Genomic DNA, 14,365 nt, shown 5'->3' with positions numbered 1-14,365 from the left:
CGAATGTTTCTAAAGAAATTATCGCTCATCAATTATAAAAACTTTGCATCGCAAAACTTTGAGTTCGATAGCAAAATCAATTGCTTTGTCGGAAACAACGGTATAGGCAAAACCAATATACTGGATGCCATTTATCACCTTTCTTTCGGCAAGAGCTACTTTAATCCTGTGGCCACCCAAAACATTCGGCATGGTACCGATTTTTTTGTGGTCGAAGGGGAATTTGAAAAAAACGGAAGGGAAGAAAAAATTGTTTGTAGTCTTAAGCGCGGGGTAAAAAAGGTCATCAAACGAAATGGAAAGACCTATGAACGCTTTTCCGACCATATTGGGTTTCTACCCCTGGTCATTATTTCCCCGGCGGATCGGGACCTTATCACTGAGGGCAGCGAAACGCGCCGCAAATTTATAGATGGCGTTATTTCCCAATCGGACAAGGCCTATCTACAGGTGCTCCTAAAATACAACAAGGTGCTGGTACAGCGCAATTCGCTCTTAAAATACTTTGCCGCCAACCATACGTTTGATCCCGATGCCCTTTCCGTATACAACGACCAGCTGCATGGCTACGGTACCGATATTTTTGAAAAACGGAGGGAATTCTTGGAGGCGTTTATCCCGATATTCAAAAGGCAGTACAAGGCAATCGCAGGCGGCAACGAAACCGTTGACCTCAGCTATGACAGCAAACTATTGGATACGAGCCTGCTAGATTTGCTGACACAGGCCATGGAAAAAGACAGAGCGCTACAATTCACGAGCGTGGGCATCCACAAAGATGACCTCAACTTCGTTATCGGGGACCATCCTATCAAAAAATTCGGAAGCCAGGGGCAGCAAAAATCCTTTTTGGTAGCCCTGAAACTGGCACAGTTCGACTTCATCAAAAATCAGGCGAAAACTACTCCCATACTACTGCTCGATGATATTTTCGACAAATTGGACGAGCAAAGGGTAGCGCATATCGTCGCCTTGGTGGACGATCAAAATTTCGGACAGATCTTTATAAGCGATACCCATGCGGAACGCACAGAAAATGTGGTCAAAACCATTCACCAGTCCTATAAAATTTTTAAATTGTAGGATGGGTCGCATAGGGTGGATAGGCATAACTTTGTTGATCGTTGGGTGCACCAACAAGGTCAGCAGGGAAGATCTGCGGCATCTCAATGGGTATTGGGCCATTGAAAAGGTGGTCTTCCAGGATGGGAAGGACAAGGCGTACAAGCTGAGCACTACCATAGATTACCTTGAAGTGGAACAGCTGCAAGGATTTCGAAAAAAGGTACAGCCTCGACTCGATGGGACCTATACCACTACTGATGATGCGATTTTTTTTGAGATATATGAGCGGGAGGGTACTTTCCAAATTCGCTACCAAAAGGTTTTGGACCCCTGGGAAGAAAAGATTGTTACGCTTACCGAAAATAACTTTTCCGTTACCAATGACGCTGGCCTGACCTACTTTTACAAACGGTATCGGCCCATAAATGTGAACGAATAATGGCAAAACGAAAAAATACCGGCCTCCCTTTGAGTGAGGCGCTACAAGCGTTTATCAAAGAAAATAGGTTGCAAAAGGGAATGGACAAAGTTGATGTCAAGGCTGCTTGGACCGCTCTTATGGGGAATGGTGTAAACAATTACACGACCGCGGTGGAACTGCGGAACGATACCCTGTTCGTTTCCTTATCGTCCTCGGTACTCAGGGAGGAACTGAGCCACGGGAAGTCCAAAATCATACAGATGATCAATGAGGAACTTGGAAAGGAACTTGTGAAAAAATTGGTGCTCAGATAAAAAAAAGGCCCTGATGGTATCAGGGCCTTTTTTATACGATTATTTCGCCCTTAATACACCTCCCGACCTGCAAAGTGAAAGGCTCCCTCAATGGCAGCGTTCTCATCACTATCGGAACCGTGTACGGCATTTTCCCCTATGGAGGTGGCATACAATTTACGAATGGTACCTTCCGCAGCTTCTGCCGGATTGGTGGCACCGATCAAGGCCCTGAAATCGTCCACGGCGTTCTCCTTTTCCAAAATGGCAGACACTATAGGTCCCCTGGTCATAAAATCGACCAACTCCCCAAAAAATGGACGCTCTTTGTGCACGGCATAGAACTCACGGGCGTCCCTTCTGCTCAATTGCGTATATTTCATTGCAACGATCTTAAACCCGGCCGATGTTATTTTCTCCAAAATAGCACCAATGTAACCGTTTTCCACGGCGTCTGGCTTGATCATTGTAAACGTTCTATTCGTTGTCATGTTTCAAAAATTTTGCGCAAAAATACGCTTTATTCATTAACACGCAATACTTAAAAGCGTTGTTCCAGTTTGCCCAATAGCCGTCCTTGGTCCCCAATAATCTCCAAATGGGCCGTTTTGGAAATCAAATTCAGCCTTACCACTCCAAAACTTTTGGTAGAAACGACCTCTCCCACCCGATACGGATTGGGTTCCCCCTTGAAATCGGAATAGACATGGGTAAGACCACTACTGGTGAAGTCGATAAGTGGATAGGGCAATCCTTTCACCGCACTTTTCGAAAATTCCGATATGTGCCGATCTCCGGATAAAATTAGGGTTCCCTTTGCCCCCGATGAGGCAATAAGTTCCGTTAGGCGATCTACCTCATGCGGAAAGTTGCCCCAACATTCAAAACCATGTTCATTGGACCAGAACTGCACGCTGCTAACAATGATATTGAAATCTGCCTTGGAGCCATTGAGTTGGTCTTCGAGCCAATCCCATTGTTGTTCCCCGAGCATGGTACCCGTTCCATAAGGATTGGGTTTAAAGCGTTTGTCGGTTTCCGTGTCCTTGGTCAAAGCCGTTCTGAAGTATCTGGTATCGAGCACCAGCACTTTCACCTGCCCGGCAGGCAACCGATAATCATGGACGGCATAGACCCCTTCCCTTGCTCTTCTTGGACTATCTTTGGGAACATCCATAAAATCCAAGAACACCTGCTGGCTCTCCCGTTTGACGGCGAATTCCGTTCCCCCATCGTTTAAGCCATAATCATGATCGTCCCAGGTGCCAATAACGGGGGTTTCCTTCCTCAGGGCCCTGTACCCTGAAACGCGGTTTTGGCCGCGGTACATTTTATCAATTTCCCGCACCTTGTCCGTATCCGCATAGACAATATCGCCACTCCAAACCCAAAGGTCGGGATCTAGGGCCAAAACATCGTCCCATAACCAGTTGTCCAGCGTGTGTTTATTGCACGATCCGAAGGCAATAACAAATTCGGTAGGGGATGCGTTTTGGGTGGTTCTGGTTTCCATGGTCCCGCAGGCCAAAAACAGGCTCAGTAAAAGTGGGCTATAGTAAATTCGTCTCATAAATGGTTCTTGGTATTTCCGGTAAAATTAGGTTTTTATGTATTAGGTCTATAGTATAAAATTGTATATTTGCGCGGATGAATTTAAAGGATATCAAAGCCATTAGGTCATTATTCTCCAAGCCGCTGAAAATGGTTATAGTACCCCATAAAAATCCAGATGGGGATGCAATTGGATCTACTTTGGGTCTCTGGCATTACCTTAAAGGTCTAGGGCACGAGGCCACCATTATCTCACCTAACGACTATCCCAAGTTTTTAAAATGGATGTCTGGAAATGAACAGATCATAAATTTTGAAAAGGACCATGCCCAGTCCAAAAAGCTGATCGATGAAGCTGCGGTTATTTTCACTTTAGACTTTAACCATTTGGGCAGAATAGGACAAATGCAAACCGCCCTGGAGGAGGCATCGGCCACCTTCGTTATGATCGACCATCACCAAAATCCAGGCAAGTACGCACATATCACCTATTCTGATGTCAACATGAGTTCTACCTGTGAAATGGTCTACAATTTCATCGGTGCCATGGGCGATGTGGACAAGATTACCCCGGATATTGCCAATTGTCTGTATACCGGTATCATGACCGACACCGGATCGTTTAAATTTTCGTCCACTACAAGCAGAACGCACCGTGTGGTGGCGGATCTTATTGATAAGGGCGCCAATAATACCGAGATCCATAACAAGGTTTACGATACAAATACCCCGGGAAGGTTGCATCTTTTGGGCTGTGCCTTGAAAAACATGGTCATCCTTAAGCAGTACGGGACGGCCTATATTACCCTGACCCAGGAAGAACTGGATGCCTACAAATATAAAAAAGGGGACACCGAAGGTTTTGTAAATTATGGACTCACCCTGGAAGGTATCCGTTTTGCGGTAATTTTCATAGAAAATCGCGACGAGGGTATTATCAAAATCTCCTTCCGGTCCGAAGGGGACTTTTCGGTGAACGAGTTTGCTCGGGCACATTTTCAGGGAGGTGGCCATACCAACGCCGCTGGGGGCAAGAGCGAGCTGGGCATGCAGGAGACCACGGACTATTTTGTATCGCTGCTGGAGGATTATAAGCACAAGATAAAAGTATGATACGACCACTTGTATTTCTACTGTTGGCCCTTGGGCTGATGAGTTGTGGCGGGCCTGAAGCCCGAAGACCTGTAAAGGTAAAGACGGGGAGTTTTATCAAGGAATCCGTGGAAAGAAACCGACAGCTCCTGGCAGCGGAAGAAAAAATGATACAGGATATCATTGCGCAGGATTCCGCACACACCTATTTGTCCAGTGCCAACAGTTCTTGGTATTATTATGAAACCAAGAACGGGGATACGGACTATGTTCCGGAAACGGATGATCTGGTGGTGCTTACTTACAATGTGGTAAGTTTTACCAATGATACGCTCTATCGGGCAGAGGATATTGGGCCAGTACGATATAAAGTGGACAAACAGGAACTTTTCCCTGGATTAAGAAATAGTGTGAAACTTCTCAAGGAGGGTGAAACCGCAACTTTTTTGTTTCCTTCCTCGATGGCCTTTGGTTACCATGGGGATAACGACCAAATCGGTCCCAATGTCCCCATAAAATCTACTATTTCCCTGCTTCAAATCATTAAACAAAAGGATAGTATTCAAAATTAACACCATGATAAAACGAAAACGAATGAAAAATCTAGCCCCTTTAGTCTTAGCCGTAGGTATGTTATTGGCAAGTTGCAAATCTAGTCAGCACGCCGATTTGGGCGAGGGCCTGTTTGCTGATATTGAAACCAACAAAGGAGTCATTGTATTAAAATTGGAACACGAAAAAACCCCTGTTACAGTAGCCAATTTTGTTTCCTTGGCAGAGGGCACCAATCCCTTCGTCAGTGAACAATACAAGGAGAAAAAATACTATGAGGGCGTTATCTTCCATCGGGTCATCAAAGATTTTATGATTCAAGGAGGTGACCCTACGGGTACGGGTAGTGGCAATCCGGGATACCGGTTCAAAGATGAGTTCAACGACTCCTTGACCCACCACAAAGCGGGAATACTGTCCATGGCAAACTCAGGGCCTACCACGAACGGAAGCCAGTTTTTTATCACGCATAAGGAAACGCCCTTCCTGGATGGTAGACATACCGTCTTTGGGGAAGTCGTGGAGGGCATGAACATTGTGGATTCCATTGCCAATATGCCCACTTCCCAAGACCCTGGCAAAAAGGACAGACCTGTTACCGATGTGGTAATGAGCAAGGTAGAAATTATCCGTAATGGAAAAGAAGCCAAAAAATTTGATGCGGTACAGATCATGACAGATTATTTTGCCGAGGAGGAAGCCAAGGTAAAAGCCCTGGAAAAGGCAATTACCGATTTTGCCGCTGAGTTGTCCGAACAAAAGGAGGAGGCAGAAGATCTACCTTCGGGCCTTAAGATCTATTCCTTGACCAAGGGGGAAGGCGAAAAACCCAAAATTGGACAGCAAGTACTGGTCAATTATGCGGGATGGCTTGCCGACGGGAACCTGTTCGATAGCAATTATGAAGAAGTAGCCACCAAGTTTGGCAAATATGACCCCAGGAGAAAACAGCAGGGCGGTTATACGTCCGTTCCCATGAGTTTTAGCCCCGACTCCAGACTGATTGCCGGTTTTAAGGAAGGGCTGCTGTCTATGGAGGTAGGAGATAAAATTAGGATATTTATTCCCCCTCATTTAGGTTACGGACCTCAGGGCGGGGGACCCATTCCCCCGAATGCCGATCTGGTCTTTGACCTGGAAATTGTGGGAATCGCGGAGTAGTTCCCTTTGAACATAAACATTGAAGGGGCTGTCTAAATAGTACCTAGCAGTCCTTTCGAGCGCCCACCTCCCGGAGTCTCGTACGGAGGGCAGGCCGCTCGATGTGACCGTTTTCAGTTTTTTCAGACCGCCTTTTCTTTTTCCGGTATATGCTTCAAAATGTTTACCAGGAATTTCCAGAATTTCTGTACGGAAGTGATGCTGGCGCGCTCATCGGGAGAATGCGCTCCTTTTATCGTGGGGCCGAAACTGATCATATCCATATGGGGGTAGTTCCTTCCCAGGATGCCACATTCCAATCCGGCATGACAGGCCACTACTTTGGGGCTTGCCTGGAACAATTGCTCATATTGTGTTTCCAAAACACTTAAAATAACGGAATCCGGATTGGGGTTCCAGCCGGGATAGTTCCCGTCGAAACGTACCTGAAAGTCGCCCGATTCAAAAACCACCTTCAGGGCGTTGGCCAATTCCATTTTCGCCGAGTCCACTGAGGACCGGGCAAGGCAGCCTATAGAGATTTTCCCCTCCTTCACTTCCACTCGGGCAATATTGTTGGATGTTTCTACCAGATCCTCCATTGTGGTGCTCATAGCGTATACCCCGTTATGTGCGGTATGTACGGCTCTAAGCAATTGCTCTTGAACGGCGGTCCCCATGACATTTTTAGGGATTTCCATAGGCTCCAAAATCAGCTCCATGCCTGGTTCCTTGTCTGGAAACTCCGCTTTTAGCACAGTCGCCCACGACTTAAAGTCACGCTCTAAATCCCGGGCTTTTCCGGTTTCAAGGACCACCTCGGCAAAACTCTCCCTGGGGATGGCATTCCGAAGTCCCCCACCATTCAAAGCGGCAATGCGAAGCCCGTGGTTGGCCGTGCTTTTAAAAAGCAAGCGGTTCATAAGCTTATTGGCATTGGCCAACCCTTTATGGATATCCATACCACTATGCCCGCCCTGTAGGCCTTTTACTCCAATCCGATAGCCGATGAACCCATCGGGGACCGTTTCCTCCGTATAACTGCGTGAGGCGGTTACATCTATTCCCCCGGCACAACCGATATCGATCTCATCATCTTCCTCCGTATCCAAATTCAATAAAATAGCACCCTTCAAAATTCCTGCTTCCAAGCCCATGGCTCCTGTCATACCCGTCTCCTCATCTATAGTGAACAGTGCCTCCAATGCGGGATGTGGTACCGTGGTGCTCTCCAGCAGGGCCATAATAGCGGCCACACCCAGGCCATTGTCCGCACCCAGCGTGGTTCCCTCGGCCCTTACCCAGTCGTTTTCCACCCTCATGCAAATCCCTTCGGTGTCAAAATCAAATTCGGTCTCGGCATTTTTTTGATGTACCATGTCCAAATGGGATTGTAAGGTCACCGTCTGCCTATTCTCCATTCCGGGCGTAGCCTCTTTCCGGATAATGACATTGCCCACACCATCCTTGAAGGTCTCCAAGTGAAGGGAATTGCCAAAATTGAGCATAAATTGGATAACCCGTTCCTCTTTTTTCGAGGGCCGGGGCACGGCATTCAAAGCTGCAAAATTCCCCCAGACCTCCCGAGGTTCCAGCAGCGACACTTGTTCATTCATAATACAAATTTAGTCCGTTCCAAAAATACGGTATTGAACGAAAAGTGTGTGCTATATTTAACTAATTTTGACTTGATGGACAATCGAATAAAAAATGGCATTGCACTCGCCCTTATCCCCCAAATCTTTCTGGTGAAATGGCTTGGCAGTTACCCCGAATTCATTGAGAACTATTACAGCAAAGGACTGTATCCGCTTATTTCCAAATTTTTCCGGATACTGTTTGGGTGGATTCCCTTTTCTATGGGCGATATCGTCTATGCCCTGCTCTTATTTTTGGTACTGCGCTATCTTTTTATACGGCGAAGGCAGATCAAGAACAATCTCAGGTCCTTTGGCCGCGATGTAATCATGGTTTTATCCGTAGCTTACTTTACTTTTCACCTGCTTTGGGGGCTCAATTACTATCGGCAACCCATACTAACTCCTTTGAACCTCCAAGAAAACCATAGCAAGAAGGAATTGGTCCAGTTCGTTGAAAGACTCATTGAAAAGACCAATGAAATTCAATTTGCCATTACGTCCGACACGGCCCAGATGGTAAAAATCCCCTACGACAAACAAGAAATTAGGGAAAGAACGGTGAAGGGATATCAGAAGTTGGGAAAGGAATACCCCTTTTTGACCTACAACACCGCCAGTCTCAAAAATTCGCTCTTTAGCCTCCCGCTTACCTATATGGGCTATGGAGGATACCTCAATCCCTTTACCCATGAGGCCCAGGTAAACGCAAAACTCCCTGACTTTAGGTTTCCCGTGATCTGTGGACATGAAGTAGGGCACCAATTGGGGTATTCAGCGGAAAACGAGACCAACTTTATCGGGTATCTGGTGACTGTGAACAATGAGGACCCTTATTTTCAATATGCGGCCTATGCTTACGCCCTGGGGTATTGCCTCAGCGATATTAAGCGTAAGGATGAGGCTAGCTTTCAACAACTGTACAAACAGCTGAACACAGGCACCAAAAAGAACTTTCAAGAGGTCAATGATTTTTGGGAAGCCTATGAAAATCCATTAGAACCCGTATTCAAATCCGTTTTTAATTCCTTTTTAAAGGCCAACAACCAGCAAGATGGCATCAAAAGCTACAGCAAGGTGGTTTCCCTGCTAGTGGCCTACCATGCCAAGCACGCGCTATAAAACCCGGAAATCTTGCCCAAACAATTTCTGTGGCCGATAAGGACCATTTGCTATCACTGGGTTTTACCCACAACCACCTTGGCGGTCTCGGGCTTGGCAAAGAAGGCGTCGGGTTTAGCGGTTTCGCTGAGCACTACATTTTCGAAGGGAACCGTACTCTTGGCTTCCTTGATATCCCTGCCTTCATAGGCGTGCCAGGTAATGGATCGCGGCAAAATTACACCGGCTACTTCCATCCAATCGTTATAGCGGATCCATTTGACGTTGTCCGACTTTTCCCCGCTCCTGTAGGTTACGGTATAGCCCAACCAGGTCATTTGATAGGTTTCGGGGTCGTAATGAATAAAATACTCGTCCTTATAAGAAGTTCCTACCCCTACCTCATAACGTATTCGAACACCTGGGTAATGTTTTCCCTGAAATACCAGATCTTCGGTTTCACTGTACACAATTCCCTTATCCGCCAGTATAAATGGCATCGCATAGAAATAAAACATCAGGTTGTGATAGAACACCGGATCTCCATCATAGCTGCCGTTTTCATCGAGCAGCCACACCTTCTCACCATCGAATCCCATTGAAAAATTTACTGCATCGATCCGGTCCTTTCGGGAGTACAGGTTGGTGGTATGCGTTTCCTTGCCATTGGCTTTGGGCATATCGTACACCAAACTTTTTTTACCCCGCCATGCGCTTATACCGCCATGGGCCTCGAAGACTTTTTGCAAGGCGTCGGGATATCTGGATTCCGCTGTTTGGGACATTGTTTTAGAGGCCTCTTCTTGGTCTTTATGGGCCTTGGGTTGCTCCTTGCAAGAGATGAGCATCAAAAAAAACATGAGAAAAACTGATAGTGGTTTCATTTGTCTGTGTTTATGACGTTTTACGTGATTTGTATGTTTCCCTTTCAAATGTAGTGCATCTGTAAAAATTTCAGGGGGTTTCCCAAATTGTTCCAGCGCATTTTACAGTATTTGTTTAACATATCACAGCTTTTGTCGTGCATGCTGTATTTTGTTTACGCGATTCTCCTATTTTTGTTCCAATGATGAAAACGGTACGTATAAGCAGTGTTCAAAACCCGATAATCAAAAGGGCCCTATTGCTAAAGGAAAAATCCCGGGAACGAAAAAAAAGCGGTCTTTTTGTTCTTGAAGGGATTCGAGAGCTTCAGCTGGCATTGCGGGGGGGCATTGTGTTGGAAACCTTCTTTTACTGTCCGGAAATTATAAGGCAGGAAATCTTAGATTCCCTAGGCCTGCATCAGTTTTCAGCATTGAAAAAGATAGAGGTTTCCAAGGAAGTCTATCAAAAATTGGCCCACAGGGAAACCACAGAGGGCATTTTTGCCATTGGAAAATCGAAAACCCATACCTTAGATCAGCTTATATTTAAACGTAAAAGACCCTTGATCTTAATTGCCCAGGCACCGGAAAAGCCTGGAAATATCGGAGCTCTTCTGCGCACGGCAGATGCCGCTGATCTTGATGCCGTTATCATTGCCGACCCAAAAACCGATCTTTACAATCCAAACATTATTAGGTCTAGTGTGGGCTGCGTTTTCACAACCCCCATTGCCCTGGGTTCTTCCGCCCATATTATTCGTTTTTTACAAGAAAACCAAATTGCGATATACGGAGCGGCACTTTCTGCTTCAAAGCATTACGTGGAGGTAGATTTTAAATGTGCCTGTGCCATTGTTCTGGGAACGGAGGCTACAGGGCTTTCCCCTGAATGGCTTGAAAAATCGGACCAAAACATCATAATCCCCATGCTAGGTGAAATTGACTCCATGAATGTTTCCGTATCGGCGGCAATACTTATCTTTGAAGCAAAGCGACAGCGAGATTTTAGCTAAGGAAAACAAGCTGTTATAACCAAAAAGCGTATTTTGTCCCAAATGGAAAGCAATAACCTATTTTATATCATCATCGCCATATTGGTCCTTCAATTCTTGATAGAGACCCTTTTGGATTATCTTAACTCGCAAAAGTTCCGTGATCCGGTCCCCGAGGAATTGAACGACGTTTTTGATCAGAACGAGTACGTAAAATCCCAAAATTACAAGAGGATCAACCATCGTTTCGGAATATTGACCTCTACCTTTTCGTTGATACTTACCCTATCCTTTCTAATCTTTGGAGGTTTTGAATGGATAGACGGCATGGCACGCGCGGTAACCGATAACGCCATTCTTGTGGCACTCCTCTTTTTCGGGATCATCATGATCGGAAGTGATGTGGCCGGCACCCCCTTCTCCTATTATCACACCTTTGTTATAGAGGAAAAATTCGGTTTTAACAAAACCTCCAAAAAACTGTTCTTTCTGGACAAACTTAAGGGATGGGCCATGACCGCTGTATTGGGCGGGGGCATCCTGGCACTGATCATCTGGTTCTTTCAATGGGCGGGTACGGATTTTTGGATTTATGCTTGGGGGGTCATCGCGCTCTTTTCTGTCTTTATGAATCTGTTCTACAGCAAACTGATCGTGCCCCTTTTTAACAAACAGACCCCACTGGAGGAAGGCAGTCTAAAAAGTAAGATAGAAGGTTATGCCAAAAAAGTGGGTTTTGAACTAAAGAACATATTCATCATTGATGGTTCCAAAAGGTCCACCAAGGCGAATGCTTATTTTTCGGGCTTCGGAAAAGAGAAACGGGTAACCTTGTACGATACCTTGATCCACGATCTGGAGGAAGAGGAAATCGTTGCGGTATTGGCCCATGAAGTAGGACATTACAAAAGAAAACACATCGTTTTTAATTTGACCGCCTCTGTCGTTTTGACAGGAATTACCTTGTTTATTCTATCCATATTCATCAATAATCCGCAGGTCTCCCTGGCTATTGGGGTCTCTACACCCAGTTTTCATGCTGCCCTAATCGGGTTTGGTATTTTATACAGCCCCATTTCAGAAGTTACGGGACTAGTCATGAACTATTTGTCCAGAAAGTTCGAATATGAGGCCGATGACTATGCCAAGAACACCTTTGCCGCCATGCCCTTGATCAGTTCGCTAAAAAAACTGTCCAAGAACAGTTTGAGCAACCTTACCCCCCATCCTGCCTATGTATTTATGCATTATTCACACCCCCCTCTTATCGCTAGAATACGGAATTTAAAGGCATAGTTTTTGTTGTCTACTCAATAAGATTGTGCTACTTTTAATATATGATGACGGAAGCTGCTATAGAAAAGGAGAACAAGGAAATTACAAAGCAATACAAGGAATTGCTGCGTATAAGCTATCAGACGCTGTCCAAGGAAGATAAGAAACTCATCCGATCGGCGTTTGACGTGGCCGTGGATGCCCATAAAAACCAACGTCGAAAATCCGGGGAAGCCTATATCTTTCACCCTATTGCAGTAGCAAAGATCGTAGCCTCGGAAATTGGCCTGGATGCCGTTTCCATTGCCTCCGCCCTCTTGCACGATGTGGTGGAGGATACGGAATACACCCTAGACGATATTGAACGTATGTTTGGAGAGACCGTGGCTCGGATTGTTGATGGCCTCACCAAGATCGCCCACCTTAAAAAAGACATGAACATCTCGCAGCAAGCGGAAAACTTCCGCAAAATGCTGCTTACCTTGCATGACGACGTTCGGGTGATCATCATCAAAATCGCCGACCGTTACCACAATATGCTCACCATGGATGCCATGCCCGAGCACAAACAGGTAAAAATTGCTTCGGAGACCCTTTATATTTACGCCCCCTTGGCACACAGGATAGGGTTGTACAACATCAAGACAGAACTGGAGGACCTCAGCCTTAAATATACCGAACCCGAGGTATACCATGACATTCTAGGAAAAATTGAGGATACCAAGGAAGAACAACAGGACTATATCGACGATTTTACCAAGATAATCAAGGACTCGTTGGACAAGGAAGGATTTAAGTACACCATAAAGGGAAGAACCAAATCCATTCATTCCATCCGGAGGAAAATGCTTGCGCAAAATGTCTCCTTTGATGAGATCTACGACAAATTTGCCATACGGATCATCTATGACTCCGATCCCCAAAACGAGAAGTTTCTCGCATGGAAGATTTATTCCATAGTTACGGATCATTTTACACCCAACCCTATACGGTTACGGGATTGGATATCCTCTCCCAAATCTACGGGCTATGAAGCGTTGCACATCACCGTTATGGGACCCAAGGGAAATTGGGTGGAAGTACAAATACGGAGCGAACGCATGCACGAAATAGCGGAAAAAGGCTATGCGGCGCACTTTAAGTACAAGCATGGGGACCAAAAGGAAATGGGTATAGAGGCCTGGTTGAACCGTTTACAGGAAGCCCTGGAAAGTTCCAATACCAATGCAGTGGATTTTGTGGAGGAATTTAAACTGAATCTGTACTCCAAGGAAATTTTCGTCTTTACCCCCAAGGGCGAGTTAAAATCATTGCCCAAAGGGGCCACACCCCTGGATTTTGCCTTTAATATACATACGGAAGTGGGCATGCGTACGCGCGGTGCCAAGGTAAACGGAAAATTGGTACCCTTGAATACCCCATTGAACAGCGGGGACCAGGTAGAGATCATTACTTCGGAAAGTGCCAAACCCAACCAAAGTTGGTTGGATTATGCAGCTACGGCCCGAGCGCGGTCCAAAATAAAATCCTCGCTCCGAGAGGAAAAGAAGCTCGTTGCCATGGAAGGCAAGGAAATCTTGCGAAGAAAATTGAAATCGCAAAAAATAAACTTGAACGAGGATTCCGTCAATAAAATGGTGGTCTATTTTAAATTAAAGACCAGCCTGGACCTGTTTTATCGGGTGGGCATCGGGGCCATTGACAACCAAATGCTCAAGGATTTTGCGTCTACCTATAACAATGCGTTTATCAGTTTCTTCAAGAACAAAATCCGTAGAAAACCGGTCCCCGAGGAGATCAATAAAGAAGAGATTACGGCCAAATACGACATGTTGGTCTTTGGCAAGGAAGAAGAAAAACTGAGCTACAAGCTATCGCAATGTTGCAACCCTATCCCGGGCGATGAAGTTTTTGGTTTTGTAAGTGTAAGCGATGGCATTAAGGTACACAAGAAAAACTGCCCCAATGCCATTTCCCTGCAATCCAATTACGCCTATCGCATCATGAGCGCCAAATGGATCGATTCATCCCAGGAGGAGTTCACGGCCGACATACAACTTACGGGTATAGATAATCTGGGGTTGGTCAACGAAATCACGGCCATTATCTCGGACAATATGCACGTAAATATGCGCAACCTCAATTTTGGTACGGATGGGGGCACATTTACTGGAAGAATTACCGTGGTGGTGAAGAACAAATCGATCCTAAAAAAATTGATAGATAACTTAAAGCGCATCAGCGGTATCGACAAGGTAACACGGCTCTAGGGTCTATAATAAGACAGGAAGTGCCTGTTGCAAAAACCGTCATTGCTGTTTATAACCCTGGGATAAAAACTTTCGGATTCGTGTAAAATAGCTGTACCTTTGCACCTTGG

14 protein-coding genes are annotated in these 14,365 nt (G+C 45.6%); 10 read left to right on the top strand and 4 right to left on the bottom strand.

The features are described 5' to 3' along the window. Positions 1–3: 3 nt before the first annotated feature. The 3 genes from recF to ACRD67_RS13585 are packed head-to-tail and all read left to right on the top strand — an operon-like array spanning position 4 to position 1,800. Positions 4–1,083, top strand: a complete 1,080-nt coding sequence (recF, locus tag ACRD67_RS13595; RefSeq protein ID WP_430967761.1) for a DNA replication/repair protein RecF — start codon at positions 4–6, stop codon at positions 1,081–1,083. 1 nt (position 1,084) lies between these two features. Further along, positions 1,085–1,504, top strand: coding sequence for a lipocalin family protein (locus ACRD67_RS13590; protein WP_430967760.1), 420 nt, complete (start codon positions 1,085–1,087; stop codon positions 1,502–1,504). Then, positions 1,504–1,800: a DciA family protein gene (locus ACRD67_RS13585; RefSeq protein ID WP_430967759.1), complete on the top strand. Its 297-nt coding sequence runs from the start codon at positions 1,504–1,506 to the stop codon at positions 1,798–1,800. Before ACRD67_RS13590 ends, ACRD67_RS13585 begins: the two co-directional genes overlap by 1 nt. A 50-nt stretch (positions 1,801–1,850) precedes the next feature. On the opposite strand, the gene ACRD67_RS13580 is transcribed toward ACRD67_RS13585, so the two are convergent. Together ACRD67_RS13580 and ACRD67_RS13575 are read right to left on the bottom strand one after the other, a co-directional pair. Continuing rightward, positions 1,851–2,270, bottom strand: a complete 420-nt coding sequence (locus tag ACRD67_RS13580) for a nucleoside-diphosphate kinase (RefSeq protein WP_430967758.1) — start codon at positions 2,268–2,270, stop codon at positions 1,851–1,853. Positions 2,271–2,320: 50 nt separating this feature from the next. Then, positions 2,321–3,349: an alkaline phosphatase D family protein gene (locus ACRD67_RS13575; RefSeq protein WP_430967757.1), complete on the bottom strand. Its 1,029-nt coding sequence runs from the start codon at positions 3,347–3,349 to the stop codon at positions 2,321–2,323. A 77-nt stretch (positions 3,350–3,426) separates the two neighbouring features. Between ACRD67_RS13575 and ACRD67_RS13570 the strand changes: the two genes are divergently transcribed. From ACRD67_RS13570 to ACRD67_RS13560, 3 genes are read left to right on the top strand one after another with little or no spacing between them, the layout of a single operon-like run. Next, positions 3,427–4,443: a DHH family phosphoesterase gene (locus ACRD67_RS13570; protein ID WP_430967756.1), complete on the top strand. Its 1,017-nt coding sequence runs from the start codon at positions 3,427–3,429 to the stop codon at positions 4,441–4,443. After that, positions 4,440–4,994: a gliding motility-associated peptidyl-prolyl isomerase GldI gene (gene gldI / locus ACRD67_RS13565; RefSeq protein ID WP_430967755.1), complete on the top strand. Its 555-nt coding sequence runs from the start codon at positions 4,440–4,442 to the stop codon at positions 4,992–4,994. The genes ACRD67_RS13570 and gldI overlap by 4 nt, the downstream gene beginning before the upstream one ends. Positions 4,995–5,016: 22 nt before the next feature. Next, positions 5,017–6,135 carry a peptidylprolyl isomerase gene (locus tag ACRD67_RS13560; RefSeq protein WP_430967754.1) on the top strand — a complete coding sequence of 373 codons (1,119 nt, stop codon included), beginning with the start codon at positions 5,017–5,019 and terminating at the stop codon, positions 6,133–6,135. Between the two features lie 122 nt (positions 6,136–6,257). Here the strand turns inward: ACRD67_RS13560 and ACRD67_RS13555 are convergent, their stop codons facing one another. After that, positions 6,258–7,730, bottom strand: a complete 1,473-nt coding sequence (locus ACRD67_RS13555) for an aminoacyl-histidine dipeptidase (RefSeq protein ID WP_430967753.1) — start codon at positions 7,728–7,730, stop codon at positions 6,258–6,260. A 75-nt stretch (positions 7,731–7,805) separates the two neighbouring features. Between ACRD67_RS13555 and ACRD67_RS13550 the strand changes: the two genes are divergently transcribed. Further along, on the top strand, positions 7,806–8,873 hold the full coding sequence (locus tag ACRD67_RS13550) for a DUF3810 domain-containing protein (protein WP_430967752.1): 1,068 nt from the start codon (positions 7,806–7,808) through the stop codon (positions 8,871–8,873). A gap of 53 nt (positions 8,874–8,926) precedes the next feature. Here the strand turns inward: ACRD67_RS13550 and ACRD67_RS13545 are convergent, their stop codons facing one another. Continuing rightward, a complete protein-coding gene (locus tag ACRD67_RS13545) occupies positions 8,927–9,736 on the bottom strand; it encodes a DUF6503 family protein (protein WP_430967751.1) in 810 nt (269 codons plus the stop codon). 182 nt (positions 9,737–9,918) lie between these two features. Here ACRD67_RS13545 and ACRD67_RS13540 point away from each other — a divergent pair, with 182 nt between their 5' ends. Genes ACRD67_RS13540 through ACRD67_RS13530 form a run of 3 tightly spaced genes read left to right on the top strand, consistent with a single transcriptional unit; the run spans position 9,919 to position 14,255 of the window. After that, entirely contained in the window at positions 9,919–10,731 is an 813-nt protein-coding gene (locus ACRD67_RS13540) for a TrmH family RNA methyltransferase (protein ID WP_430967750.1), read from the top strand. A 42-nt stretch (positions 10,732–10,773) separates the two neighbouring features. Beyond that, entirely contained in the window at positions 10,774–12,006 is a 1,233-nt protein-coding gene (locus tag ACRD67_RS13535) for a M48 family metallopeptidase (protein WP_430967749.1), read from the top strand. A 44-nt stretch (positions 12,007–12,050) separates the two neighbouring features. Next, positions 12,051–14,255, top strand: a complete 2,205-nt coding sequence (locus ACRD67_RS13530) for a RelA/SpoT family protein (protein WP_430968048.1) — start codon at positions 12,051–12,053, stop codon at positions 14,253–14,255. The last annotated feature ends 110 nt before the right edge of the window (positions 14,256–14,365 follow it).

The sequence above is a fragment of the Eudoraea algarum genome (assembly GCF_050589645.1).
Classification (GTDB): Bacteria; Bacteroidota; Bacteroidia; order Flavobacteriales; family Flavobacteriaceae; genus JBNGOQ01.
This window is presented reverse-complemented; position numbering and strand designations above follow the sequence as displayed.

Coding starts and splice junctions, on each gene's coding strand:
- recF (WP_430967761.1), top strand. CDS start 4: ATGTTTCTAAAGAAATTATCGCTCATCAATTATAAAAACTTTGCATCG.
- ACRD67_RS13590 (WP_430967760.1), top strand. CDS start 1,085: ATGGGTCGCATAGGGTGGATAGGCATAACTTTGTTGATCGTTGGGTGC.
- ACRD67_RS13585 (WP_430967759.1), top strand. CDS start 1,504: ATGGCAAAACGAAAAAATACCGGCCTCCCTTTGAGTGAGGCGCTACAA.
- ACRD67_RS13580 (WP_430967758.1), bottom strand. CDS start 2,270: ATGACAACGAATAGAACGTTTACAATGATCAAGCCAGACGCCGTGGAA.
- ACRD67_RS13575 (WP_430967757.1), bottom strand. CDS start 3,349: ATGAGACGAATTTACTATAGCCCACTTTTACTGAGCCTGTTTTTGGCC.
- ACRD67_RS13570 (WP_430967756.1), top strand. CDS start 3,427: ATGAATTTAAAGGATATCAAAGCCATTAGGTCATTATTCTCCAAGCCG.
- gldI (WP_430967755.1), top strand. CDS start 4,440: ATGATACGACCACTTGTATTTCTACTGTTGGCCCTTGGGCTGATGAGT.
- ACRD67_RS13560 (WP_430967754.1), top strand. CDS start 5,017: ATGAAAAATCTAGCCCCTTTAGTCTTAGCCGTAGGTATGTTATTGGCA.
- ACRD67_RS13555 (WP_430967753.1), bottom strand. CDS start 7,730: ATGAATGAACAAGTGTCGCTGCTGGAACCTCGGGAGGTCTGGGGGAAT.
- ACRD67_RS13550 (WP_430967752.1), top strand. CDS start 7,806: ATGGACAATCGAATAAAAAATGGCATTGCACTCGCCCTTATCCCCCAA.
- ACRD67_RS13545 (WP_430967751.1), bottom strand. CDS start 9,736: ATGAAACCACTATCAGTTTTTCTCATGTTTTTTTTGATGCTCATCTCT.
- ACRD67_RS13540 (WP_430967750.1), top strand. CDS start 9,919: ATGATGAAAACGGTACGTATAAGCAGTGTTCAAAACCCGATAATCAAA.
- ACRD67_RS13535 (WP_430967749.1), top strand. CDS start 10,774: ATGGAAAGCAATAACCTATTTTATATCATCATCGCCATATTGGTCCTT.
- ACRD67_RS13530 (WP_430968048.1), top strand. CDS start 12,051: ATGACGGAAGCTGCTATAGAAAAGGAGAACAAGGAAATTACAAAGCAA.